This is a genomic window from Microvirga ossetica (assembly GCF_002741015.1).
Lineage (GTDB): Bacteria > Pseudomonadota > Alphaproteobacteria > Rhizobiales > Beijerinckiaceae > Microvirga > Microvirga ossetica.
Map to the genome: position 1 here is coordinate 552801 of NZ_CP016619.1, position 20969 is coordinate 573769.

A 20969-nucleotide genomic window follows, 5' to 3' on the forward strand; every position below is an offset into this window, starting at 1 on the left:
ATGACATTTTCGGAATTACGGAGGGTCGACCTGGACCGATGCAGACTGAGGCGGCAGGATCGCGCAGCGCGTTAGGTACAAAGCGCTACCGCTGGGTTCATAAGCTAACCCACACCAATGCCCTCCACCTGTCTCGCCCGTATCTCCTGGGATCGCAAGATATTGGATTTTCTCGCTTGGCACGTCGATCCATCGTTTGGCCACGAGCATTTGCACACCATTTACGGTGAACCGGTACGGAGCAAGTTGGCAATCCCTGTCATCGCAGCAGCTTGCACCCGACTTGTCCTTCAGATGCGAGTAGATGTCGTGGGCCTGGAGCGGCAACGGCAAGCTGACAGCGAGAACAATGGCGATAAGGGCAGTGCTTGAACACATACGCCCCTCCGTACGGGCTCGGTCCCTCAGGGCGGCTCGGGGGCGGTGTCGGAGCCACGAGGCGCTGCAAGAGAGGCTAGGTCAACTGCAGGCTTGAGAATACGCCCGTTCCGACACGCTTACAACAGAACCGTGGCCAAGCGGCCTTCCGAGGCCAGCGAGAGCGTAGTCCGCACGATTTCCCGTCCGGCCTCGTCCTTCACAATAATCGGCAGAGCCTTCTTTGCTTCGTTCGCCCTCCAGTTCCATCCCCACATGATCAGGCGTGAAGTGGTCACCGTCATGGATGTTGAAAAAGTAGCGGGGCATGGCACTCCGGGATTTGATGCCAATGGCTGTCGACACCCGGGCTCTCGGACTGTTCCATAAGGGCACTTCTGTTCATTGTGCGGTCCCATGTGTGTTGTTAGGATCAGGAAACCAGCCCTTCGGGAAGCTGCCCTTCGGGTGCCGTTACACGCGCGATCTCGCCTCTGCTCGGTCGGGCCGTCTTGGACCCGATGCCCTCAAACCGATGGACCCGGTCAGCAGCAGCCGGTGCCCTTACAACAGAGGCGGGTCCAGTCGGCCAGCATTATCTTCGGGCTGGGCCCTGAAAGGTGCTATGATGCTCTTGCTGGGTGAGGACGTCGCGTCATGGCTGCCGGTGCTCCTAATTCTGGCGGATTCCTAATCCGTCCTCATTAGCCACACAGAATTTGGACGACTTCCTCCCCTTTGAGGGAGGCTAAAATGGTACTTCAAAGCAACCTGTCACAGGCACAGATCCAGACCTCTGACGATCCTCGTCGTAGTCGATCCAACACCGTGAAAAAGGCTCTTGTGTCGATTGCCTTCGGCCTGACAGCTAGCCTGTTTGCCACGGGCGCCTCGGCCCAGGCGACGCTCAATAGTGTGAAGCAGAAGGGCTTCCTGACCTGCGGCTCGAACAATGGCCTTGCCGGCTTCGGCTTGCCCGACACGCAGGGCAATTGGACGGGCCTCGACGTCGAGTTCTGCCGCGCCATTGCGGCTGCCATCTTCGACGACTCGACCAAGGTTCGCTTCATCCCGCTCGCCGCCAAGGACCGCTTCACGGCGCTCCAGTCGGGCGAAGTGGACGTGCTGTCCCGTAACTCGACCGCGACCATGTCGCGCGATACGCAGCTCGGCCTCGACTTCCCGGCGGTTACCTACTTCGACGGCCAGGGCTTTATGGTCCGCAAGAAACTTGGCGTTGCCTCCGCTAAGGAGATGAACGGCGCCTCGATCTGCACTCAGCAGGGCACCACGACCGAGCTGAACCTCGCCGACTTCTTCCGTGGCAACAACATGAAGTACGAAGTGGTGGCTTTCGCGACCTCGGACGAGACGTTCAAGGCCTACGATTCCGGCCGCTGCGACGCCTACACGACGGATGCTTCCGGCCTCTATGCCGAGCGCCTGCGCGCGTCGGCGCCCGATGAGCAAGTGGTGCTGCCTGAGATCATCTCCAAGGAGCCCCTTGGCCCGGCCGTCCGCCACGGCGACAACCAGTGGGCCGACATCGTCCGCTGGACCCACAATGCCATGCTGAACGCTGAAGAACTCGGCGTGACCAAGGCCAATGTCGACCAGATGAAGACCTCCGAGAACCCGGAGATCAAGCGTCTCCTCGGCACGGAGGGCAAGTTCGGTGAGGCCACCGGCCTGCCCAACGACTGGGCCGTGCGCATCATCAAGCATGTGGGCAACTACGGTGAGAGCTTTGACCGGAATGTCGGCGAGGGATCGCGCCTGAAGATCAAGCGCGGTCAGAACGCCCTGTGGAGCAAGGGAGGGCTCCAGTATGGCATTCCGGTCCGTTGAGGATACTCAAGAGCGGCCGATTTCAGTTTACAGTCCATCCCTGTAGGTAATGTAACATGCACCTGCGCCTCAGGACACCGGACTGGGCTTATCTCCTGTTGCTGGTGGTCAGCGTGGGAGGAGTGTCCTCCGTCGCTTACCGGATCGTCGGTTTCCTTGGCATAGGCGTTGTCGGTCTGATCATTGGGGTGCTTGCCTTGACCATCGAAATGGAGCGGGGTGGCCCAGTCGGCCACGGTCAGGCCTCAAGCCTCTACGCCCAGCACATCACCGCTGTGGAGCGCATGTCCGCAGCCGAGAGAGCAAAAAGGCATGCCGAACTCGAGGCTGCCGCAGTACCGCTCCTCGTGGCAAAGATCGTGAGCGCAGGGCTGATCGTCGTCGGGTTTGGGATGTTCTTTATCTTCGAACTCGGCGCCTAGCTCCAGGCATCAGCCATCCGGTTTGCGCAATTCATCATCCCCCAATCAATTAAACTTGCATGGCCCAGCGGTTGCCCAACCCATAAAGTGTTTAGGGCTAATACGCGGCCTTGTTTGTCACGCGCAAGGGATGCCCCCCGGCCCCCTTCGTTTAGCCCGGTGCGCCGGTAGACCATCCCCATGATAGGTAAAAGCTGATCGCGCCTGAACTGTTCTGCACGCTCATGCTCTTTCGCCTCGACCTCCTCAGCGGACGGCCCGCAGTCGTCCTCGCACTCCTTGAACCTGAATGTGACCTCATCTGTAGAACCCCACGGCTCGACGAGATAGTCACGGTTACGGAGGAAGCTTAAGAACGGCAGACGGGAGATGTGGTGGCGGAGCCTCTGGATCGATGCGCCCATGGCAGCCTCCTCTCACCCAAGAGTATGCCCCTCGCAACATGATAGCACAGTTTCACCGAACTCTATAAATGACATTCCGCAAAGGACGCGGGCCTTCTTCAAGCACGCTCCCTGATCAGGGGGAGCGGATTTTGAGTCAGGCTCCATTCCACGGACTGCGGTCTACGGTCGAGATTGCAAGGTCGGGTGGTTGCGCGCGGGCGCGCTTGCCCTGCCAACGCGGCTCTGGTCTCACGCTTGAAATGGCTTGGGCGTAAATGGCGAGCGCTCCACCAGTAGGATCCTGGCGGCCACGCCGAGCGACCGTAGCTCATCGAGAATTCTCTGCATCTGCTCGGATTCCTGCGCTTTGCGGGCATCCTCCACAGTACGGAACTCCAGCATGGTGATCGTGTTCGGGCTGGCTCCATCAGTCGTACGATAGGCCATAAACGACACCGCACCCGGGATTTGCAGAAGCTGCGCGATCCAATCTCTGACATGCTGGTTGTAGTCGTTCCAGCGATGAGACTCGGTCGGGCGGTCATACTGAAACATGACATAGGCCATGGGATACCTCCCTGAAGGCTTGCGCTATCACAGCACACTCGAGCAATCAGTCATAGCGCTCAGAACGATGCGCCCTTATTGCAGCCGCTTGGTTTTGCCAGGATTAGTCGGAGCGACGATCGCTCTTGAGTTCATTGGTGTTGATCACGCGCGCCAAGAGGTCTTGCAGGGTCTCCCGCTCCCGTTCCGACAGGGCAGCCATCACGCGATCCCGCACCGCAAGGATCGCCGGGTATAACCGTGCATAGAGTTCGAGCCCTTCTGGTGAGAGGCTGAGAAGGCGCAGGTCGCGTCCGTGTTTCCCCGGTGTCCGGCTGACGAACCCTAGAAGCTCAAGGTGCTTGACCATCCGCTGGGCACTGGCGAGGTCAATGCCGATCCGCTCGGCCAATCGCCGCTCGTCGATGTTCGGCGCATCGTGGAGGGAGGCCAGAACCGCAGGTTCGACCAGTGTCAGGCCCTCTTGATTGGTCACGTCCACCAGCGCGCGGTTCAGGATGGTATGGAAGCGTCGCCCCAGATTGAATTCACTGCGGCGGTGAACCGGTGGCAGCGCCCGAGACAGCGGGTGATCAGTGGGATGGGCCAGATAAGCCCGTATGGGCGCATCCAGGTTTTTCACGAGTTGCGTCCCGAGGTCGTCGAAGGCCAGCGGCAGCACCCTGGACACGTAGTCATAGGCCATTCCTGAGAGGCAGACCAATCCCGGCTGTGCCAGCTTCTCCATGCGGGCGGCAATGTTCACCCCATCACCAAACATGTCGCCGTCGCGGACCATAACCTCTCCAACGTGGATGCCGATCCGGAAGGTCACCCGGCGCTCCTCTGGGGTTTCCTCATTTGCCGCAGCAATCCTTTCCTGAACGCCGACCGCACATAGGACCGCGTCAACGACGCTTGGGAACTCAGCGAGAATACTGTCGCCTGCGGTGTTGGCTGTGCGACCGCCGTACTGGGTGATGTGCCGATCCATGATCTCACGGCGCGAGTCGAGCAGGCAGAGGGTCCCCGCCTCATCCGCGTTCATCAGGCGCACGTAGCCTGCCACGTCAGCGTAGAAGATCGCTGCGAGGCGGCGTTGCATGACTGAGGCGCGCTTGTTCATGGTCGGACACCGCCCTTCATGGGCCAACCTAGACCCATGTCGCGTCGGTAGAGCCTCGTGGTCTACAGGATAATTGGCCAGGACTGAGTGTCGTTCCTGACAGACCGGCGGCACCAGCGAAATTGCAACGACCGGCCCTCCAGATCCGGGTTCTTTCACCCGTGGGAGCGGATCGTCAGCGTGCAAACGGCGAGAATGCCAGCCATCAGGAGGAGTGAAATCAACACTTGGGAAAGCATCACATGACCCCCAAGATCACGGCCCCGCAGAACAGGAAGGCCATGGCCGCAACAACGAGCGCCTCGTTTTCGTAAGAAATGTAGGACCTGATTCTCTGAACCATGATGTCCTCCTAAATTAATTGAAGTATACACGCTTATTCGACCTAAACCGCGTCTATTTTGGGAACCGTAGTTCTTCCTCCTTGGGGTCGAGCTGATCCTTGACCCAGAGGCGATCGGCCAGGGCGCATGGATCCGTGTTGATGCGGGTTTCGAAAGCGGCGACGCGTCGGGTGAGATCTTCAGGGCTGCTGTGGCAGTGGTGATAGGTGACGTCCTCGCGCAGCCAGCGCCAGAGCGCCTCCACGGGCATCAGGTCAGGGCTGTAGCTGGGTAAGGGCACAAGCGCGATGTTCAGATCGGAGGCCTCCGCCCGGACCGCCTGGGCGCGATGGTAGGGCGCTCCATCCCACAGCAGAATGATCTTGCGGTCGGACACCTCGGCCCGCAGCCGACGCAGCACCTCGATCGTGTGCTCTCCGTTGGCGCGGGCATAGGGCCACAGCCGGACCTCGCCCTCGTTGTAGAGATAGAGACCATAGAACGACACCTTGGCCGAGAGCCCGGGCGAGCAGGAGGCCACCCACAGCCGCTGGCCGCGGGCGCACCAGCCATAACCAAGATCGGTGTCTTGGTGAAGGTGAGCCTCATCAAGATAGACTAGGAGGTGGCGGTCGCGTTGGGCGCCGGCCAGCAGGTCCGGGAGGCGATCGATGAAAGCCCGTCGTTGCTCCGGATCCGCGCGGCCGAGCAGCTTTTTGGCCTTCTTCCACGACAGCGCGAGGCGGTGCAGGGCCGCCCGGATGGTCTCGCGACAGACGCTGAGACCAAAGCGCTCGCGCACGAACGCCACCAGGCGCTTGAGGGTGAAGCGAGGCGGCGGATCGGCGCCGTCTACGGGCGGCGCGGCCGCCGCACCCTGGGCCGCGCGCACGACCTCGCCGAGACTGGCGGCGGTTCGGGCACAAAGGGGGGACGGCCGCCGGTGCGGCCATAGGCCAGGGCCGCGGGGCCCTGTGTGTGGTAGGCATGCAGCCAACCCATCACGGTCTGCGGGTGGCGCCCGGTGCGTGCCGCCACCTGGGTGGCGCAGCTTCCTTGAGCCATGTCGTAGAGGGCGAGCGCGCGCTCGCGGGTGCGCGCATGAGGTGCGTTTAGCGCCAGCCGCCGCAGGTCATCCGGTGTTTGACCCCAGCGTGCACAATCAACCCGTAGCATGACGCCACCCATATCTGAGGAAAGTGCCTCAGATGGGAACGCCCGCCGCTAATCCAAGCCCAAAACCATGGTTCTCAAACTGGATGCAGTTTAAGTATATGATTGTCTCGAAACATGAATTATTCGATAGGGTCGGAGAGAGTTGGCAAGCTATGGGCGCAATCCAAGAGATTAGAAACTTGGGAAGCGGATCACTATGCTTCTCTGATCCTCCTGAGTCTTGCGTGTATCATGTGTACAGCGGGATCCGATTATGGACTTGGCAATCAGGCAGCCGCCGCCCGGCATTCTGAAGAGCGGCACGGGTCTCGGTGTACAAGAGAAGGTTGTCTTGATCACCTTGGGATACGCCACATCACCTTGGGATATGCCACGTGCGCGAACGGCAAAGCTCCTCCGGCTTCTAAGGCTAGAGGAGACTGCAACCTCCGATCAGAGTGACAGCGGAGGGTGCTTATGGACGAGGTGACTCAACTCGCCCGGCAGTTGCTGGACAGCGGCGTAACAAGACTGTCTGAGCGCGAGCAGCGGGTAATTCTCCACATCGCCAAGCGATCGCATATCGCCCGAAATGTGAACAGCGTTCTTGAAGAACAGCAGACATTGGGCGAACGCCTCGCGGATCGGGTCGCTCAATTTGGGGGATCCTGGACCTTCATCACGATCTTCACGGGGATGCTCATGGCTTGGATCGTCCTGAACAGCGTTGCCCTGGCCCGCGTCGGCGGAGGCTTTGATCCATACCCCTACATTTTCCTGAACCTGATCCTGTCGATGGTTGCCGCGCTACAAGCCCCTGTGATCCTGATGTCTCAGAACCGACAAGCCGCCAGGGATCGGTTGGCCGCCAGCTTGGATTACGAGGTCAACTTGAAGGCGGAGGTTGAGATCATGGCCCTACACGACAAGCTTGACCGCATTCGCGTCGAGCATCTCGAAGGCTTGCTTCAGGATCAGACGCAGCGGGTTGAGGAGCTAGACAAGATGGTGCGGGCAACCCTCGCTAAGCCACTATCAAGCTGATCTGCCACGCATTTAGTCCGTACTGCCCTGGATCGCCTATGAGCAATGGGCGCTGCCACAGGCCTACGCCGACGTGCTCTACTGCGACAAGCCCCTCGACATGTGCCAGCTAGCGCAAGCTCTTTCCGCTGAGATGCTGCACTGAGCTCGTCACCCGCCTTGGCGGAGGTCTGGTGATGGCACGAGGCAGACGAAAGCCGAACTTCCGTGATCATAGGGTAAGCTGACCTTCATAAGGCCTAGCCCAACGGCTCAGATTGACCCACTACGGACTATCCTGAGGTTGGGACACATGGCTGTTAGAGCGATTGATCCGATTGGCAAAAATTCATGAGCCCGCTCGGCGAGACAACCCCATTTGTCGGCTGGGGCGACGGATTTGCAGACCTCTAACCGCTCCGCCCCTCTCGGCAGACAGTCCACTGCCGGCCTTTGTCCTAAGCGCGGGATAATCACTCTGCTGCTAGGATCCTCAGAGCCGGCTATGGTTTCTCCGCCTTGGAGACGCGGCAATCCCTTGGTGTTCGGGACCGGGCAGGAGGGGTCGGAAGGTGGCGTCACCGATCCCTCTTCACCCGCGCGCGTCAAGGACAGCATTCGCCAGTGTTCGCAGCCGCCGTGTCGCCTTCCCGAGCCGGTTTTACTGAATGGGCGGCGCGGCGTTCCATAAGGCGCGGCGAAGACTTTCCGAAATCTACAAATCGCGTTCCATACTGAGGCTTATGCGAATTACGAAGACCGGTTTCCTGTAGAACCCCGTTAGAAAGGTCACTCCTCTCCCCGTTACAAATGTCACTCTCCCTGGGTGATGGTGCTGGGGAGATTGGGTCTGATGACGGTGATCGGGATGAGCCGGCCGGAGATCGATCGGGTTCACATTCTGCGGGACGTCGTGGCGGAGCGAATTACGGTGCGCGAAGCTGCCCAACTGCTGCGGATCACACGGCGCCAAGTGTTCCGATTACTCAAGGCCTATCAGACCGGTGGTCCCACGGCCTTGGTGTCGCGCCGGCGCGGCAAGCCCAGCAACCGCTCCTACCCGGCGGCGCTGCGGACCGAGGTGCTGGCGCTGATCACAGCCAACTATGCCGATTTCGGCCCGACGCTCGCCTGCGAGAAGCTCGCCGAGCGGCACGGCATCGATCTGGGTGTCGAGACGATCCGGCGCTGGATGATCGCGGCGGGTCTCTGGCAGGAGCGCCGGCAGAAGCTCAAAGGGGTGCACCAGCCGCGCTATCGGCGCGACTGCGTCGGCGAACTCGTCCAGATCGACGGCTCCGAGCACTCCTGGTTCGAGGATCGCGGCCCACCCTGCACGCTTCTGGTCTACATTGACGATGCCACCAGCCGGCTGATGCACCTGAAGTTCGTCGAGACCGAGTCGACCTTTGATTATTTCCGATCGACCCGGGAGTACCTGGAGGCCTACGGCAAGCCGGTGGCGTTCTACTCCGACAAGCATGCCGTCTTCCGCGTCAACGGCAAAGGAGCGGTGGGCGGTGACGGCATGACCCAGTTCGGGCGGGCGCTGCATCAGCTCAACATCGACATCATCTGCGCCAACTCGCCCCAAGCCAAAGGCCGCGTCGAGCGCGCCAACGGCACCTTGCAGGACCGCCTGGTCAAGGAGATGCGACTGGCTGGGATCTCGACCCTTGAGGCGGGCAATGCCTTCCTGCCGGCATTCATGGCGGACTTCAACCGCCGCTTTGCCAAGGCGCCCTACAGCGACAAGGACCTGCATCGCCCGCTCAGCGAGGACGATGAGCTGGATGACGTGTTCGCCTGGCGCGAGGAGCGGACGGTCTCGCGCAGTCTGACCCTGCAGTACGACCAGGTGCTGTTCATTCTCGAGCCGAACGCGATCACGCTGTCCCTCGCCCGCCAGCGGGTGACCGTCTATGACTATCCGGATGGGCGCTTTGCCATCAAGCACAAGGGCCTGGAGCTGCCGTACAGGCCCTTTGACCGCCGTCAGCAGGTGGATCAGGCGGCAGTTGTCGAGAACAAGCGGCTGGGCCCGGTTCTGGCCTACATTGCCGAGCGGCAGAAGGAGCTCGACATGAGCCGGAGCAACAGCGCCCCGCGGCGGCGCGGCCAAGGCAAGAGCCTGTTCAAGGTGGGTTGAGCTCTCAGCAGTCACTCCCCGGAGGTGACATCTCTAATGAGGACAATCAGAGACTTGTCTAACGAGTTCTGACAACGAAGACCGGTTTCCTGCGCGCGCGAGGCGTTCCGACAGAACCTGGATCAAATCGACATGGGCTTCCCGAGCCTTCTCCATCTCTTGACCGAGACCGGCACTCGCTAAGGCATCGATCTGCTTTTCCGCATGGGCAATTCGCCGCCGAATGCTTTCGGGGGTGGTGTGCTGGGCCGCCTCCCTTTGCACCCATCTGGCTCTGTGACCGTTCGGCTTAGGCATCAGACCCTCAGGATTGGTGTCCCATAAGGTCAATCTACCTCACGGATGAGCGGAGCAATAACGGGCATTAACGGCAGAAGTTCAAATTTTCTTGATGGGAGTTTCGTGTCTCATCCGGTCAAGCAAAATCTGCACCGGGATCCAGTTCCATACTGCGCCTTCTGCGAATTACGCAGCCAAAGCGGCCAAGGAGGAGTAGGCTGGTACTAATGCCGTGATCTCGGGGGAGGGCCAGGGGAGAAAGCGATGAACCTAACAATCGGTATCGTGATGCTGGTCATCGGTCTCGGGATGATTTTTCTGGGGCGTCCCCGCAGAGGGGAACACGTCCGGCCATTCCTTGCATCAACTGCCATGTTCGTGCTTTATCCCGCCTTCACCCTTGTGTTTCTCGCCATGGGCTTCCTGACTATCTTGATGAACCTCTGATGATGATTATCCCCGCTTTGACGAGACGATAACCTTCAGCATCTCGCCGGTTCCATAAAGGCAATTCTGCGAATTATTGTACCATGACATTCTTCTGATGCGCATCAGGCTGATAAACTGAGTCCAAGTCCGAGGAGAAGCCATACAGGGCGAACCCACGATTTGGGTGAGCAGCGCCGCAAGATTAGGGGCGCCAACGCTCGACTAATTCGCCGCGAGAGAGTGACGCGCATGGTCACGCTCCTGGTCATCCTCCTGAATGCAGTCCTTCTCGCTTTCGTCGTGACAGATCTCCGGGCCAACCGGACTGGCCGGATGCCAGTCAGTGACGTCGCCGCATAAGCGTGGCCTCATCTGAGATAAGACATCCATGACCCACTGGAGTATGCTGAGAGTGGGCTAGATTTGAGCAACCCGCGAACGTGGCAAGACGCATAGACTGGTAGTCACATGGGCAATCCCATTGTGCGCAGACGGTTGGCCGCCATCCTCGCAGCAGATGTAGTGACCTATAGCCGCCTCATGGATTTGGATGAAACAGGCACTCACACAGCCTGGAAAGCCCATCGCGGCGAGCTGATCGACGCCACGATCACTGGGCATGAAGGCCGTACCGTCAAGCTCATCGGTGACGGTTTTCTGGCGGAGTTCCCGAGCGTTGTGAATGCGGTTGCTTGCGCGGCTGCGATCCAACACGGCATGCGGGAGCGTAATGCAGGGCTGCCGCGAGATCGCCGGATGGAACTTCGCATCGGCATCAACCTCGGCGACGTAATTGTCGAGGGCGACGATATCTACGGCGACGGCGTCAATGTGGCGGCACGGCTCGAAGGCATTGCCGAGCCGGGCGGGATCATCGTCTCTGGAGCTGTGCGGGACAATGTCGGCAATCGGCTCGATCTGCGGTTTGAAGACATCGGCGAGCAAAGGCTCAAGAATATCGATAGGCCAGTGCGCGCTTATAGCGTCCTGCTCGACATTCCCTCAGCGCTCGTGGCGAGCCGGTTGGATGTAGGCTCACAGAAAACGTGGAGCATTGAGAAGCCGTCCATCGTGGTCCTGCCCTTCAACAATATGAGCGGCGATCCCGAGCAGGAATATTTTGGCGACGGGATCACTGAGGACCTTATCACGGACCTGTCGAAGATATCCGGCCTGTTCGTCGTTGCCCGCAACACATCCTTTACCTACAAGGGCAAGCCCGTAAAGGCGCAGCAGCTGAGCCAGGACCTCAGGGTCACCTTCATCTTGGAAGGAAGTGTTCGAAAGGTCGGCTCGCGCGTGCGCGTCTCCGCACAACTTGTCGATGGCAGAGACGGCGGTCACTTGTGGGCCGACCGTTACGACCGCGATCTCACCGACATCTTTACCATTCAAGACGAGATCACCCATTCCATCATTGAGCAGCTGAGGATCAAGCTGCTGCCGGAGGAGAAGGAAATTATCAGCCGGGTGCCGACTGAGAACATGGAGGCATATGGGTACTATCTGAGAGGCCGACAGTTCCTGCACCGGCATTCAAAATCATACTACGTTCTCGCAAAGCGCATGTTCGCCAAGGCAATCGAGCTCGATCCGCTGTATGCGCGGGCGTATGCCGGATTGGCTGACTGCGATTCCTTCCTTTTTCTGCACTATAACGCCGATGTCTCGACCGACAGCATTCTAGCGGCGAGCGCCAAGGCGCTGGATCTGGAAGGTGGCCTTGCTGAAGCGCATGCGTCGCGTGGCTTGGCGCTCTCGTTGCGCGAGCGATATCCGGAGGCAGTAGCTGAGTTCGATCAGGCAATCGCATTTGACCCCAATCTGTTCGAAGCGCATTATTTCTACGCTCGCGCCTGCTTTGCTCAAGGGAAGCTTGAGGAAGCCGCCCGGCTTTTTCAGCGTGCGGCAGAGCTCAAGCCTGACGATTATCAGGCTTTGCTTGTGCTCACTGGGATCTACCGATCCCTCGGGCGTGAGCAGGAAATGCAGGAGGCGGCGCGAGAAGGTGTTGCGCGCGCCGAGCGCGAGCTCCTGCTTCATCCAGGAAACCCGAGACCCGCCTATTTGGGAGCTGTGGGTCTGGCAGTCCTTGGCGAGCTTGATCGGGCTAAAGAGTGGGCAGCACGTGCTCTGGTTATCGATCCTGACGACGGCCTGACGAAGTACAATGTAGCCTGCGTCTGCTCTCTTGTGGGTGAACATGAACGAGCAATTGACTTGCTGGTGGACCTCCTCCCGAGCGCCACCCAGGAGAGAAAGAGCTGGGTGAAACACGACTCTGATCTCGATCCGATCCGCCGTCATCCACGCTTCGCAGAAGTACTTGAACTCCTTACCTAATGATCTTCACAGAAGTCCTGCAACGGAGAGCCCTGCGTGACGAAAGAAGCTGACGATCATCTCGGGTCGGCGCTGAAGACGGCTGAATTCGCAGCGGACCAAGCCGAAGCGGGGAACGATCCTGCTGTAGGACGGTGCAAAGCCAGCTATCATCCTCCTGCCTGGGAGATGCGGCAGCTATGATCTCTTGGCCTGGGTCCGGGGCATGGCCCCAACTGCTTCTCATCCAGGCAGGGAAGAGACCGGGGAAACGTGCTCATCTCGGCCTCTCCCACGCTGCGCAACCACGAGTATTCACACTCTCTGTCTTAAGTCTGCGGCGGAGCCGGTTTTGCTGAATAGCCGGCGCGGCGGTCCATGAAGCAGCGGGAGGATTTCAAGAGCACTTCAAATCGCGTCTCATACTGGGCGTTATGCAAAATTTCGCGGCTACCGCACATCAAGCTAACCCTCGGGTCCAAGGAGGCGCATACTGTCTGGCCTTGAGAGGAGGCTGTGATGTTTGCAGCCCTACTCTGCCTTCCGGTTCTTCTGGTGCTGACAAGTGCCTGTCTGGCTCGTCCGCTCCGCTATCCAGCATCCTCACAATCATGCCGTTCAGGACGACAGCCCATGCCGGACCTGAATGCGCTCGTCCTGCGCAGCAGCCCACGCGTGTTCGCGACCGGTCGCCTGATCAAGGGTCACTCTACTCCGAGACCCCAAAAGGGCTGAACACCATGGCAGTGTTCTACATGGCCTGTGACCAGCTTCTCGAACAGAAGCCGTTTCTGATAATGGATTTTCGCTCCCGCCGGTTCTTCCGCGACGATGACCGGGATGGCTGCGTCGACGCGACCGGGACATTGGCCCTGCCGGAGATTGATCCGGCGGATTTCATGTCTGCTGTTGATGGAGCCGAGGAATTCTGTAACGAGGACCTCCCTCGGCCAACGCCAGCTCAACGACTTGGCATCTGCCCCTTAATGAGGATTATGCGAAATTACGGCTCGTCCTGAGCCGCCGCTGATTGAGGTGGCAGGACCGCACATTTCGTCATGTAAAGGGCGCCTCGGCTGCTGAAGTCCGGCTGGTAGATTAACCCGCACCAATGGCCCCCGCCGGTTTCGCCAGTGTCGCCCGGCAGCCCACGGTATTGGATCCGTTCGCCCGGCACTTCGATCCACCGCCCGTCGACGAACATTTGCAGGTCACTTGCGACAAACCGATAGAGCGCAGGGCGGCAGTCATTGTTATCGCAGCAGCTGCCGCCCCACACATCCCGCAGATGCGAGTAGATGTCGTGGGCTTGGGCTGGTAACGGCAGGCTGACGAGGGCAGAGAGAGCAAGGGCAAATCTGACACGCATGTGACGCTCCCTGTGCTGGGCGGCGGCGGCGCTGGATCGGAGCGTCGAGGCCGCGGGAGGAGCCAGGTCGATAGCCAGCCTTAGAATACGCCTCCTCCGCTACGCTTGCAATTCGGCTGTTCCATACTGGAGGTTATGCGAAATCGCACCCCCTCTAAGGTCTATTCTTCGGGCTCGCGAAGGGGCTGTGCGAGACCGCCAGCAGCGCCAGTGCCGGTGTGGGGCTGACTGATCTTGATCGCGGAGGGAAGCACTGGGACAGGGGCTTCAGCAGGCATCTCGGTCTGGTCTGACGGCATCACCGTCCGCACGGCAGCAACCAGATCGGCCGGCCGGTAAGGCTTGGGAATGAACAGCGCGCCTGAGGGAAGCTCCTGCGCCCCGGGTGCCATTCTGCCTGAAGTCACCACGACACCGATATGAGGCCATGCCTGCTTCACCACGCGGGCCAGCGTAAAGCCATCCAGGGAACCGGGCATATTCACATCCGTCACGAGCGCTCGAACCTCGGCTGTTGCCTCGAGAACGGTCAGAGCTTCATCCGCATCGACCACCTCAACGACTTTGAAGCCACCCTCTTCCCTGAGCACATCCGCAGCCATCATGCGAACGAGAGCCTCGTCCTCCGCAAGGAGGACAACCACCGGCTGCTGGTCGTTTTGATTGATGTTCATGGCCGACCCTTTTCCCTCACCTGCACTCAGACAGGAGTGCTGGGGCTCTCGGGGCTGGGCGGCTTACGCCAGTGCCGCCCGGAAGGGATCCGGCAGCTAACTCTTCAAGTGCCGCGAGACAGGCAGAGTTCCATATAGGCACTACGCGGAACGCCCTGTAGCCTCGCCGGCAGACACAAAGATATCGGAAACCCAACATAGATCAATGACAGATGCTTCTTGATGTGCTGTAAGTATTTTATCGCCAGACGATAATATTAGGCTCTGATGGCTGAGAGATGCGCGCGCTCCCACCTAAATAAAACGGGAGAGCCATCTTGGACAACACTTTAAATCACGAGTACAATCCACTCATCCGCAAGCTGGACAGCATCTTCACCCTTACCGATGACGAGCGGCAGGCCCTCAAAAACCTGCCGATGCAGATTGTGGTCATCAAGGAAGGTCAGGACATTGTGCGCGAAGGCGATCGTCCCTCCCGGTCCTGCCTGCTCCTGAGCGGCTTTGCCTGCGTCTACAAGGTCACAGGAGACGGCAAGCGCCAGATCGCGGGTTTCAGCATCCCCGGTGACATTCCCGACCTGCAGAGCCTGCACCTCGAGGTTCTCGACAACAGCCTTGGCACCCTCACCCCGTGCCGGGTGGGGTTCATCCAGCACGAAGCCCTGCGCGACCTGTGCGAGCGTTACCCCCGCATCACCGCCGCCTTCTGGCGCGAGACCCTCGTCGACGCCGCCATCTTCCGGGAATGGGTGATGAATGTCGGACGACGCGAAGCCTACAACCGGATGGCCCATGTCTTCTGCGAGTTGCTGGTGCGCCTGAGGGCGGTTGGCCTGGCCGAGGATCATGCCTGGGACCTGCCGATCACCCAGGCCGAGTTTGCCGATGCGATCGGCGTCTCGACGGTTCACGTCAACCGGGTGCTTCACTACATGCGGGCCGATGGCCTGATCCAGACGAAAGGCGTGCATCTGAACATTCCCGATTGGAGACGTTGAAGCGGGCAGGCGACTTTGACCCAACCTACCTGCACCTGAAGAGGGATCAGGCGGCCGCATGAGTTTCACCCTTCAGCCAATCCGCGTTACCACAGGCTTCGACGAAGAGGGCATGATGGTTCTCGACGCGGGGCAGCGGCTGGTTGCGGTGCTGGTTCGCCTCTCGGATGCCAACGAGGTGGCTGCGGGGCAGTGGTACCTGTAGGCAGGCTTTGGCCGGATCGATGGAACAAACCACCCGACCTTCTCCACTCTGGACATAGCCCAGGACTAGATCAGCCAATGCCTAGCCAAGGGGCGCTAGACAGCCTCCCTCATCAGGACCCGTGCGGCCCGCTTGGCCGTTTCATAAAGGCAGTTATCGGAATTACGCCGACGTCCTACGTGGACAGCTCTGACGTGCTCGAATTTCTCGATGGGTTGATCGGACTAGATTCTTGGCTCAGAGGTTTTGACCGGTTGGGATGGGCGTAGCACGGGCAGATGTTCTGGAGCCACCAGCACCGCGATGCTGCGCGCCATCCAGGGCTTGCGCCAGATCAGCCCGGCACATTGAGCTGGGCCAGCGATGACCTCGTGTCCGCAAACGGTATGCTCAAACCCCGTCACCGCCTCCTAAGGAGGCTCCGCCGACGGGGCCAGCTTTCTGATATGTCGCGGGAGCCAATTGGGTTATAGTTTGTTCAGAAAGCGCCTAATCCTGGGTCAAAATTGGAAGTGGGAGTTTCACAATGCAGGTACCAGCATCGGTAAAGCCCGCAATATGGGGCGCAATCGGCGGCGCGGTCGCTGCAATGATAATCGGCTTCGTCTGGGGGGGTTGGGTAACGGGAGGAACAGCCGGACAAATGGCGTCGGCCAGCGCCCAAGATGCTACAGTCCTAGCACTTACGCCGCTCTGCGTTGCAAAGGGGGAGCAGCAACCGGAACAGCTTGTGCTCTTGAAGAAAGAGAGCACCTGGAGTCGTGACGCCTTTGTCACCAAGGCCGGCTGGGTCGCTAACGTGAACGAAAAATATCGATCTGCCGTCGCAAGCGCGTGCGCAACGGCACTCGTGGAAGCCATGGATGCGAAGCCTGCTGGCTGATAGCATCACCTTGGCTAGAAATGGACGAGGGTGCCCGGAGGGGCATAACTTCCCCAGGCACCCTCGAACGCGCACAGAACAGGGGCGAACGCCGCCCCTGTTCAGATCGGCACCGATTTCTCTCAGAGCACGCGCGAGCCTCTCAGGTCGATCAGAGCCTGGGTCTCTCGGGCTGCCCGCTTAGGGCCTCCGACTTGGAGCGACGAACGGATTAGTCTCCGGCCCCTCCCGCGAATTTTTGTCGAAGCACATCTCAAGTCGCTCAAGCGCTTGCGCGCTCTTGTCCAACGGCACGCGAAGTGCGGCGCCCTCTGCCTGCACCTCCAGGGCATTCGCTGTTCGGAGCTTGGCATTAAACGAACTCTCCGCGAGGGCGATCGTGACGCCCTTCGTTTCCGCCAGCGCTTTGACTTCCACGGATTGACCGGCCGCCGCCAAGCGAACTGGATAGGCACTACCACGCTCAAGCTTCCACTTGGACGAGTCGAGTAGCAGCAGCAAGCCGCTTTCGGCACGCACAAAGCTTACCGCGAGATCGCCCGCCGTTCTCGACATTGAGCAGCTATCGAACTTTCCAGCCTTATAGGTTGTCGCGATTTCCCAAGGACCAATCGCAACGGTCTGCTCCGTCGGCTGAGCGAATGCTGATGACGTCACAAGAATAGAGCAAACAAAGACTGCATTCGTATTCACCACCCTGCTCCCGCCCGCTGCGCGCCCCTGCCGACCGGTTGAAACCCGATCGTATCCTATCGCCTGCCGTATCCCTGCCCTGGGTGTAACTCCTATCCAGTATTAGTCGTGTTACACAAGCCCATGGCAGACCACCCGATCTCGGTCGCGCTCGATCAGAGCGAGTGGAATCGCGCAATGCCATCCTCCGGATCGATCCGGTGCAGCACGAGATGGTGCTTGATGGGGGACCGGAGATCGTCAGGCACGGCGCGGATACTGCTTCGGACGCGTCGACAGGTAATGCCGGTATTTCTCGATCATGCGCGCGGTTGCCGTGCTCCTGTCCGTCTCGGTGCCTCTAGTCGGCAAGCGATAGGCCGGGCCGGGAAGCGATACCGTCATGGACCATTGCCAAAGACCGGAATCGGGGCCGCGCTCCACCAAGGCGACGGCGCCGATGATCTCGTCGCCTCCAGTCGGGTTAAAGCGGGGGAAACGCACGTCCGGATCGAGGGCAATGAAGGCTTGGTCGTGCCATCTGCCATCCGGATACACATCGGCGGTCTTCATCCAGTAGATCGCCATCAACGCCTCATTTTGAATTTGTCGGCTTCTGCGCGTTGTCCCTCGCATGATCTACGGAAGCTGCTAGCCGCAGCCAGTCCTCGGCCATCCTGAGCCAAGTGGCTTTATCGGCCTCATGGTTGGTTTTCGCCGCCTGCTGCCGACATTCCTCCGCCTTGCGGCGGTACTCATCCGCTCGATCCTCAGCCATGGCCCTAGCTCCTTCCTGCTTCCACGAATCTTGTTGCGTTCTGCCCTACCCTCAACCGCCCCGGCTTTGCCGAATGCCCTGCAACAGCCGCCTCCGAGCCTCGTCGATCATCAGGTGCCAGTGTCGGTCCACATCCTGCTGAATGAGCAGCTCGCGTTCTTCCCTGCGCAGAGTTGGATACCAATCCGAGCGTTCGATTGTTTCGCGCAGCATGGCGCGCGCCTCGGCCTCGATGTCGTCATCAGGGATCGGGGATCGTTCATCAGGCATGGCGATTCATGAGAGTACGTGAAGCCTTGCAAGGAAGACGACCCCGAGCAGGATTGCCCCCCAAAACAGAAGCCCGAGCCAACTGGACATCATACCCTCTCAGAATCTCACTCTGCCCTACGCCAACCCGCCCCGGCTATGCCGAAAAGGCATCGTCAACTTAACGGCTTGAGACAAGCTGACCTTCCCTGAACCGTCAAATCAGAAATCCGCAGCGACGCCTGTCGCCTCAGCCCAGGCCACAAAGGCCGACGCTCGGGCCTCTCTATGCTCAGCGGCGTTGGTGTTGGCGGGACGGCGGAAGAGATTTCCAACTTGGTCATGAACGGAGAGGAAGCGCTGGGCCTGCCCGGCTGATTTGAAGCGTTTCATCATGCGTTCGCGTCGTCGGGTCGGCTGATGAGAGTTTTCCGCGCGATTGTTTAAGCCCTTGTGCTGTCGATGCTCAACACCTGGCATGACCACTCTCTTCGCAACGGCGTAGCTGGCCAGTTTGTCTGTGATCATCACACGCGGTGCGATTCCTTGCTTCTTAAGCAGTTTCCGCAGCAAGCGTTCCGCCGCTTTCGCGTTGCGCCGGCTTTGTACCAGGATGTCGAGCACGACCCCATGCTGGTCCACGGCTCGCCAGAGCCAGTGCTTCCGGCCCGCGATGCTGATGACAACCTCGTCCAAGTGCCATTTGTCACCGGGTGCGGGAAGCCGCCTGCGGATCTGGTTGGCAAAGGTCTGTCCGAACTTCAGCGCCCACTGCCGCACCGTCTCATGGCTGACCACGATCCCTCGGGCAGCGAGCATCTCCTCGACCATGCGCAGGCTCAAGGGAAAGCGGAAGTACAGCCACACGGCATGGCTGATGACCTCCGCCGGGAAACGGTGGCGGGCGTAGCGAGGCTGGCGAGAAGATTTCATCCTTCACGTATGCCCTGATCCGGTCACCCTCTGGTTAATTTGACGGTGCCCTTGAAGAAGCCCTACGCCGCTGAGGAGTTGTCACGCCTGCTCCGTCGGGTTTCTCGAACCCGGAGCACCCGCTAGATTGGGCCCAGGAATGTCATCCATCGGTATAGGTTTGCTTACTTTTGTTGGGCAGATGCAAAGGTCCCTTCGTGGCACTCCCGAGACATAGGAGTTTGGTCCGCTTTGGCGAACAAGTGCTGGCTCGCCTGAGGCTCAATGAACTCGACGCCATACTTGGCCGCAATCTGCCGAAAATTCCATCGTCGGCAACGAGAGTAGGTGCGGTTGGGACAAGGACAAGTGGAGTGTATCCTGGCAGATCACGCCGCGGGTGAGGCTCCCTCGCACCAGAGCCTACAGTCAGTCAGGGCTTAATTGCGCGACATGTCCAATGGCGGTTCGACGCCCTCGCGCAGCGGGCTCACATAAGGGTTTTCCCGCGTTCTCTCCGCAAGGTCGGCTTCGGCGGCAGCAATCAGGGACGGATCGGTGATTGCGGCCATGCCGGTCGCGGCCATGGCCTTAGCGACATGCACCATCGCCTTGTGGGCCGCCGGCATCCTGCCTTGAGCGACGATCTGCCATGTGTGGAACGGGGTGCCGATCGCCACCGTCGGCGCGTGCGCCTGAACGGTAGGAACCACCCAGCTCACATCGCCGATATCGGTCGAGCCAATCATGGGCTTGCGAGGCGAGTCGAGGGGCGTCAGGAAATCGGCAAGAGGCGCATCGGACTTCGGCTGGCCGAGGGCCCGGTAGACGGATGCGATCTCCTGTTCTGACAGCGTTGCGCGGATCTTGCGCGCAAAGTCACGATCGGCATCGTCGAAAGGCGGCGCTCCGAGCTCCTCCATGGCATTGTGCAGGGCATGCTCGAGCGGCGTGTTGCCGAGCGTGTTCGAGACGGCGCTGACGATGCGCATTTCGACGCTCGTTTCCGTCATGAGAGCCGCGCCTTGCGCGATCTTGTGCACGCGCTCGATCAGATCGAGCATGCCAGGCAGGTCCATGGCGCGGATCGAATAGCGTACGCGGGCATAGGCCTGCACCACGTTCGGCGCAATGCCGCCGGTATCGAGCAAGGCATAATGTACGCGCGCATCGGAGGGGATGTGCTCGCGCATATAGTTCACGCCCACATTCATCAGCTCGACGGCATCGAGTGCGCTGCGTCCCAGATGAGGAGCTGCAGCGGCATGAGCTGCGCGGCCCGCAAAGGCAAAGTCGGCGCGCGTGTTGGCCAGCGACAAAGCCGGTGCGACTTCCCAGAAGCTGTAGGGATGCCAGGAGATCGCGATATCGGCATCGTCGAAAGCTCCGGCGCGGACCATGAAGGCCTTGGCCGCGCCCCCTTCCTCGGCCGGGCAGCCATAATACCGGATGCGTCCCGGGATGCCCTTCTCCGCGAGCCAGTTCTTCAGGGCGACGGCGGCGAGCATTGCGCCCGCTCCGAGGAGATTGTGCCCGCATCCGTGCCCATGGCCGCCCGGCTCGATGGACCGATGCTCCGCAACGCCGGACTCCTGGCTCAAGCCCGGAAGCGCATCGTACTCGCCCAGAAAAGCGATGACTGGGCCGCCTTCACCCGCTTCGCCGATGACGGCGGTGGGAATGCCGGCAACGCCCTCGGTGACGCGAAACCCCTGGTGACGCAATTCCGCGGCATGCTCGGCGCTTGAGCGGATTTCCGTGTAGCAGACCTCTGGCATTCCCCAAATGCGATCGCTCAAGGCAATCAGGCGGCTCTTTGCAGCATCCACATGCTGCCAGATCTCATTTCGGACGTTCATGT

General features: G+C 60.1%; 22 protein-coding genes and 1 pseudogene. 10 read left to right on the forward strand and 13 right to left on the reverse strand.

The window, feature by feature from the left end:
• Nucleotides 1-1110: 1110 nt before the first annotated feature.
• Together BB934_RS40775 and BB934_RS40780 are read left to right on the forward strand one after the other, a co-directional pair.
• Nucleotides 1111-2205, forward strand: a complete 1095-nt coding sequence (locus BB934_RS40775; RefSeq protein ID WP_418294820.1) for an amino acid ABC transporter substrate-binding protein — start codon at nt 1111-1113, stop codon at nt 2203-2205.
• A gap of 56 nt (nt 2206-2261) precedes the next feature.
• Nucleotides 2262-2627 carry a hypothetical protein gene (locus BB934_RS40780; RefSeq protein WP_099515308.1) on the forward strand — a complete coding sequence of 122 codons (366 nt, stop codon included), beginning with the start codon at nt 2262-2264 and terminating at the stop codon, nt 2625-2627.
• Here BB934_RS40780 and BB934_RS40785 read toward each other — a convergent pair.
• The 5 genes from BB934_RS40785 to BB934_RS51330 all read right to left on the reverse strand — a co-directional run bounded on the left by BB934_RS40785 (nt 2624) and on the right by BB934_RS51330 (nt 6196).
• Nucleotides 2624-3031 carry a hypothetical protein gene (locus BB934_RS40785; RefSeq protein ID WP_099515309.1) on the reverse strand — a complete coding sequence of 136 codons (408 nt, stop codon included), beginning with the start codon at nt 3029-3031 and terminating at the stop codon, nt 2624-2626. The genes BB934_RS40780 and BB934_RS40785 overlap by 4 nt on opposite strands.
• 231 nt (nt 3032-3262) lie before the next feature.
• Nucleotides 3263-3580 carry a DUF1330 domain-containing protein gene (locus BB934_RS40790; protein WP_099515310.1) on the reverse strand — a complete coding sequence of 106 codons (318 nt, stop codon included), beginning with the start codon at nt 3578-3580 and terminating at the stop codon, nt 3263-3265.
• A 103-nt stretch (nt 3581-3683) separates the two neighbouring features.
• On the reverse strand, nt 3684-4685 hold the full coding sequence (locus tag BB934_RS40795) for an adenylate/guanylate cyclase domain-containing protein (protein WP_099515311.1): 1002 nt from the start codon (nt 4683-4685) through the stop codon (nt 3684-3686).
• Between the two features lie 396 nt (nt 4686-5081).
• Nucleotides 5082-5900 (reverse strand): IS630 family transposase, encoded by an 819-nt coding sequence (locus tag BB934_RS40800; RefSeq protein WP_157934170.1) that lies wholly within the window; start codon nt 5898-5900, stop codon nt 5082-5084.
• Nucleotides 5861-6196 carry a helix-turn-helix domain-containing protein gene (locus tag BB934_RS51330; protein ID WP_099510188.1) on the reverse strand — a complete coding sequence of 112 codons (336 nt, stop codon included), beginning with the start codon at nt 6194-6196 and terminating at the stop codon, nt 5861-5863. The genes BB934_RS40800 and BB934_RS51330 overlap by 40 nt, the downstream gene beginning before the upstream one ends.
• A gap of 444 nt (nt 6197-6640) precedes the next feature.
• Here BB934_RS51330 and BB934_RS40810 point away from each other — a divergent pair, with 444 nt between their 5' ends.
• The 5 genes from BB934_RS40810 to BB934_RS40835 all read left to right on the forward strand — a co-directional run bounded on the left by BB934_RS40810 (nt 6641) and on the right by BB934_RS40835 (nt 13384).
• Nucleotides 6641-7207, forward strand: a complete 567-nt coding sequence (locus BB934_RS40810) for a DUF1003 domain-containing protein (protein WP_099515312.1) — start codon at nt 6641-6643, stop codon at nt 7205-7207.
• A gap of 832 nt (nt 7208-8039) precedes the next feature.
• Entirely contained in the window at nt 8040-9335 is a 1296-nt protein-coding gene (locus tag BB934_RS40815) for an ISNCY family transposase (protein ID WP_099514570.1), read from the forward strand.
• Nucleotides 9336-9878: 543 nt separating this feature from the next.
• Nucleotides 9879-10061: a hypothetical protein gene (locus BB934_RS40820; RefSeq protein ID WP_099515313.1), complete on the forward strand. Its 183-nt coding sequence runs from the start codon at nt 9879-9881 to the stop codon at nt 10059-10061.
• Between the two features lie 450 nt (nt 10062-10511).
• A complete protein-coding gene (locus BB934_RS40830) occupies nt 10512-12386 on the forward strand; it encodes an adenylate/guanylate cyclase domain-containing protein (RefSeq protein WP_099515315.1) in 1875 nt (624 codons plus the stop codon).
• A 719-nt stretch (nt 12387-13105) separates the two neighbouring features.
• On the forward strand, nt 13106-13384 hold the full coding sequence (locus BB934_RS40835) for a hypothetical protein (RefSeq protein WP_099515316.1): 279 nt from the start codon (nt 13106-13108) through the stop codon (nt 13382-13384).
• Here BB934_RS40835 and BB934_RS40840 read toward each other — a convergent pair.
• Together BB934_RS40840 and BB934_RS40845 are read right to left on the reverse strand one after the other, a co-directional pair.
• A complete protein-coding gene (locus BB934_RS40840; protein WP_099515317.1) occupies nt 13369-13734 on the reverse strand; it encodes a hypothetical protein in 366 nt (121 codons plus the stop codon). The two genes, BB934_RS40835 and BB934_RS40840, sit on opposite strands and share 16 nt — an antisense overlap.
• A gap of 161 nt (nt 13735-13895) precedes the next feature.
• A complete protein-coding gene (locus BB934_RS40845) occupies nt 13896-14408 on the reverse strand; it encodes a response regulator (RefSeq protein WP_099515318.1) in 513 nt (170 codons plus the stop codon).
• A 317-nt stretch (nt 14409-14725) separates the two neighbouring features.
• On the opposite strand from BB934_RS40845, the gene BB934_RS40850 reads away from it, so the two are divergent.
• Together BB934_RS40850 and BB934_RS40855 are read left to right on the forward strand one after the other, a co-directional pair.
• Complete coding sequence (locus BB934_RS40850) at nt 14726-15409, forward strand: Crp/Fnr family transcriptional regulator (protein ID WP_335645668.1); 684 nt, start codon at nt 14726-14728, stop codon at nt 15407-15409.
• 58 nt (nt 15410-15467) lie between these two features.
• A complete protein-coding gene (locus BB934_RS40855; RefSeq protein WP_237050650.1) occupies nt 15468-15614 on the forward strand; it encodes a hypothetical protein in 147 nt (48 codons plus the stop codon).
• 1063 nt (nt 15615-16677) lie between these two features.
• On the opposite strand, the gene BB934_RS40865 is transcribed toward BB934_RS40855, so the two are convergent.
• The 5 genes from BB934_RS40865 to BB934_RS40890 all read right to left on the reverse strand — a co-directional run bounded on the left by BB934_RS40865 (nt 16678) and on the right by BB934_RS40890 (nt 19129).
• Nucleotides 16678-17190, reverse strand: coding sequence for a hypothetical protein (locus BB934_RS40865; protein WP_157934637.1), 513 nt, complete (start codon nt 17188-17190; stop codon nt 16678-16680).
• A 240-nt stretch (nt 17191-17430) separates the two neighbouring features.
• Nucleotides 17431-17757 (reverse strand): hypothetical protein, encoded by a 327-nt coding sequence (locus BB934_RS40875; protein WP_099515321.1) that lies wholly within the window; start codon nt 17755-17757, stop codon nt 17431-17433.
• Between the two features lie 7 nt (nt 17758-17764).
• Nucleotides 17765-17947, reverse strand: coding sequence for a hypothetical protein (locus tag BB934_RS40880; RefSeq protein WP_099515050.1), 183 nt, complete (start codon nt 17945-17947; stop codon nt 17765-17767).
• A gap of 51 nt (nt 17948-17998) precedes the next feature.
• Nucleotides 17999-18217: a hypothetical protein gene (locus tag BB934_RS40885; RefSeq protein WP_099515322.1), complete on the reverse strand. Its 219-nt coding sequence runs from the start codon at nt 18215-18217 to the stop codon at nt 17999-18001.
• A gap of 201 nt (nt 18218-18418) precedes the next feature.
• Entirely contained in the window at nt 18419-19129 is a 711-nt protein-coding gene (locus tag BB934_RS40890) for an IS6 family transposase (RefSeq protein WP_099515323.1), read from the reverse strand.
• A 301-nt stretch (nt 19130-19430) separates the two neighbouring features.
• On the opposite strand from BB934_RS40890, the pseudogene BB934_RS49895 reads away from it, so the two are divergent.
• Nucleotides 19431-19512 (forward strand): annotated as a pseudogene (locus BB934_RS49895) (VOC family protein); the annotation flags it as partial.
• 36 nt (nt 19513-19548) lie between these two features.
• Here BB934_RS49895 and BB934_RS40900 read toward each other — a convergent pair.
• Entirely contained in the window at nt 19549-20967 is a 1419-nt protein-coding gene (locus BB934_RS40900) for a M20 family metallopeptidase (RefSeq protein ID WP_099515324.1), read from the reverse strand.
• Nucleotides 20968-20969: the final 2 nt, after the last annotated feature.

What these genes read in the sequence shown, in the direction of transcription:
- BB934_RS40775 (WP_418294820.1), top strand. Translation starts at nt 1,111, where the DNA reads ATGGTACTTCAAAGCAACCTGTCACAGGCACAGATCCAGACCTCTGAC.
- BB934_RS40780 (WP_099515308.1), top strand. Translation starts at nt 2,262, where the DNA reads ATGCACCTGCGCCTCAGGACACCGGACTGGGCTTATCTCCTGTTGCTG.
- BB934_RS40785 (WP_099515309.1), bottom strand. Translation starts at nt 3,031, where the DNA reads ATGGGCGCATCGATCCAGAGGCTCCGCCACCACATCTCCCGTCTGCCG.
- BB934_RS40790 (WP_099515310.1), bottom strand. Translation starts at nt 3,580, where the DNA reads ATGGCCTATGTCATGTTTCAGTATGACCGCCCGACCGAGTCTCATCGC.
- BB934_RS40795 (WP_099515311.1), bottom strand. Translation starts at nt 4,685, where the DNA reads ATGAACAAGCGCGCCTCAGTCATGCAACGCCGCCTCGCAGCGATCTTC.
- BB934_RS51330 (WP_099510188.1), bottom strand. Translation starts at nt 6,196, where the DNA reads ATGGGTGGCGTCATGCTACGGGTTGATTGTGCACGCTGGGGTCAAACA.
- BB934_RS40810 (WP_099515312.1), top strand. Translation starts at nt 6,641, where the DNA reads ATGGACGAGGTGACTCAACTCGCCCGGCAGTTGCTGGACAGCGGCGTA.
- BB934_RS40815 (WP_099514570.1), top strand. Translation starts at nt 8,040, where the DNA reads ATGACGGTGATCGGGATGAGCCGGCCGGAGATCGATCGGGTTCACATT.
- BB934_RS40820 (WP_099515313.1), top strand. Translation starts at nt 9,879, where the DNA reads ATGAACCTAACAATCGGTATCGTGATGCTGGTCATCGGTCTCGGGATG.
- BB934_RS40830 (WP_099515315.1), top strand. Translation starts at nt 10,512, where the DNA reads ATGGGCAATCCCATTGTGCGCAGACGGTTGGCCGCCATCCTCGCAGCA.
- BB934_RS40835 (WP_099515316.1), top strand. Translation starts at nt 13,106, where the DNA reads ATGGCAGTGTTCTACATGGCCTGTGACCAGCTTCTCGAACAGAAGCCG.
- BB934_RS40840 (WP_099515317.1), bottom strand. Translation starts at nt 13,734, where the DNA reads ATGCGTGTCAGATTTGCCCTTGCTCTCTCTGCCCTCGTCAGCCTGCCG.
- BB934_RS40845 (WP_099515318.1), bottom strand. Translation starts at nt 14,408, where the DNA reads ATGAACATCAATCAAAACGACCAGCAGCCGGTGGTTGTCCTCCTTGCG.
- BB934_RS40855 (WP_237050650.1), top strand. Translation starts at nt 15,468, where the DNA reads ATGAGTTTCACCCTTCAGCCAATCCGCGTTACCACAGGCTTCGACGAA.
- BB934_RS40875 (WP_099515321.1), bottom strand. Translation starts at nt 17,757, where the DNA reads ATGGCGATCTACTGGATGAAGACCGCCGATGTGTATCCGGATGGCAGA.
- BB934_RS40880 (WP_099515050.1), bottom strand. Translation starts at nt 17,947, where the DNA reads ATGGCTGAGGATCGAGCGGATGAGTACCGCCGCAAGGCGGAGGAATGT.
- BB934_RS40885 (WP_099515322.1), bottom strand. Translation starts at nt 18,217, where the DNA reads ATGCCTGATGAACGATCCCCGATCCCTGATGACGACATCGAGGCCGAG.
- BB934_RS40890 (WP_099515323.1), bottom strand. Translation starts at nt 19,129, where the DNA reads ATGAAATCTTCTCGCCAGCCTCGCTACGCCCGCCACCGTTTCCCGGCG.
- BB934_RS40900 (WP_099515324.1), bottom strand. Translation starts at nt 20,967, where the DNA reads ATGAACGTCCGAAATGAGATCTGGCAGCATGTGGATGCTGCAAAGAGC.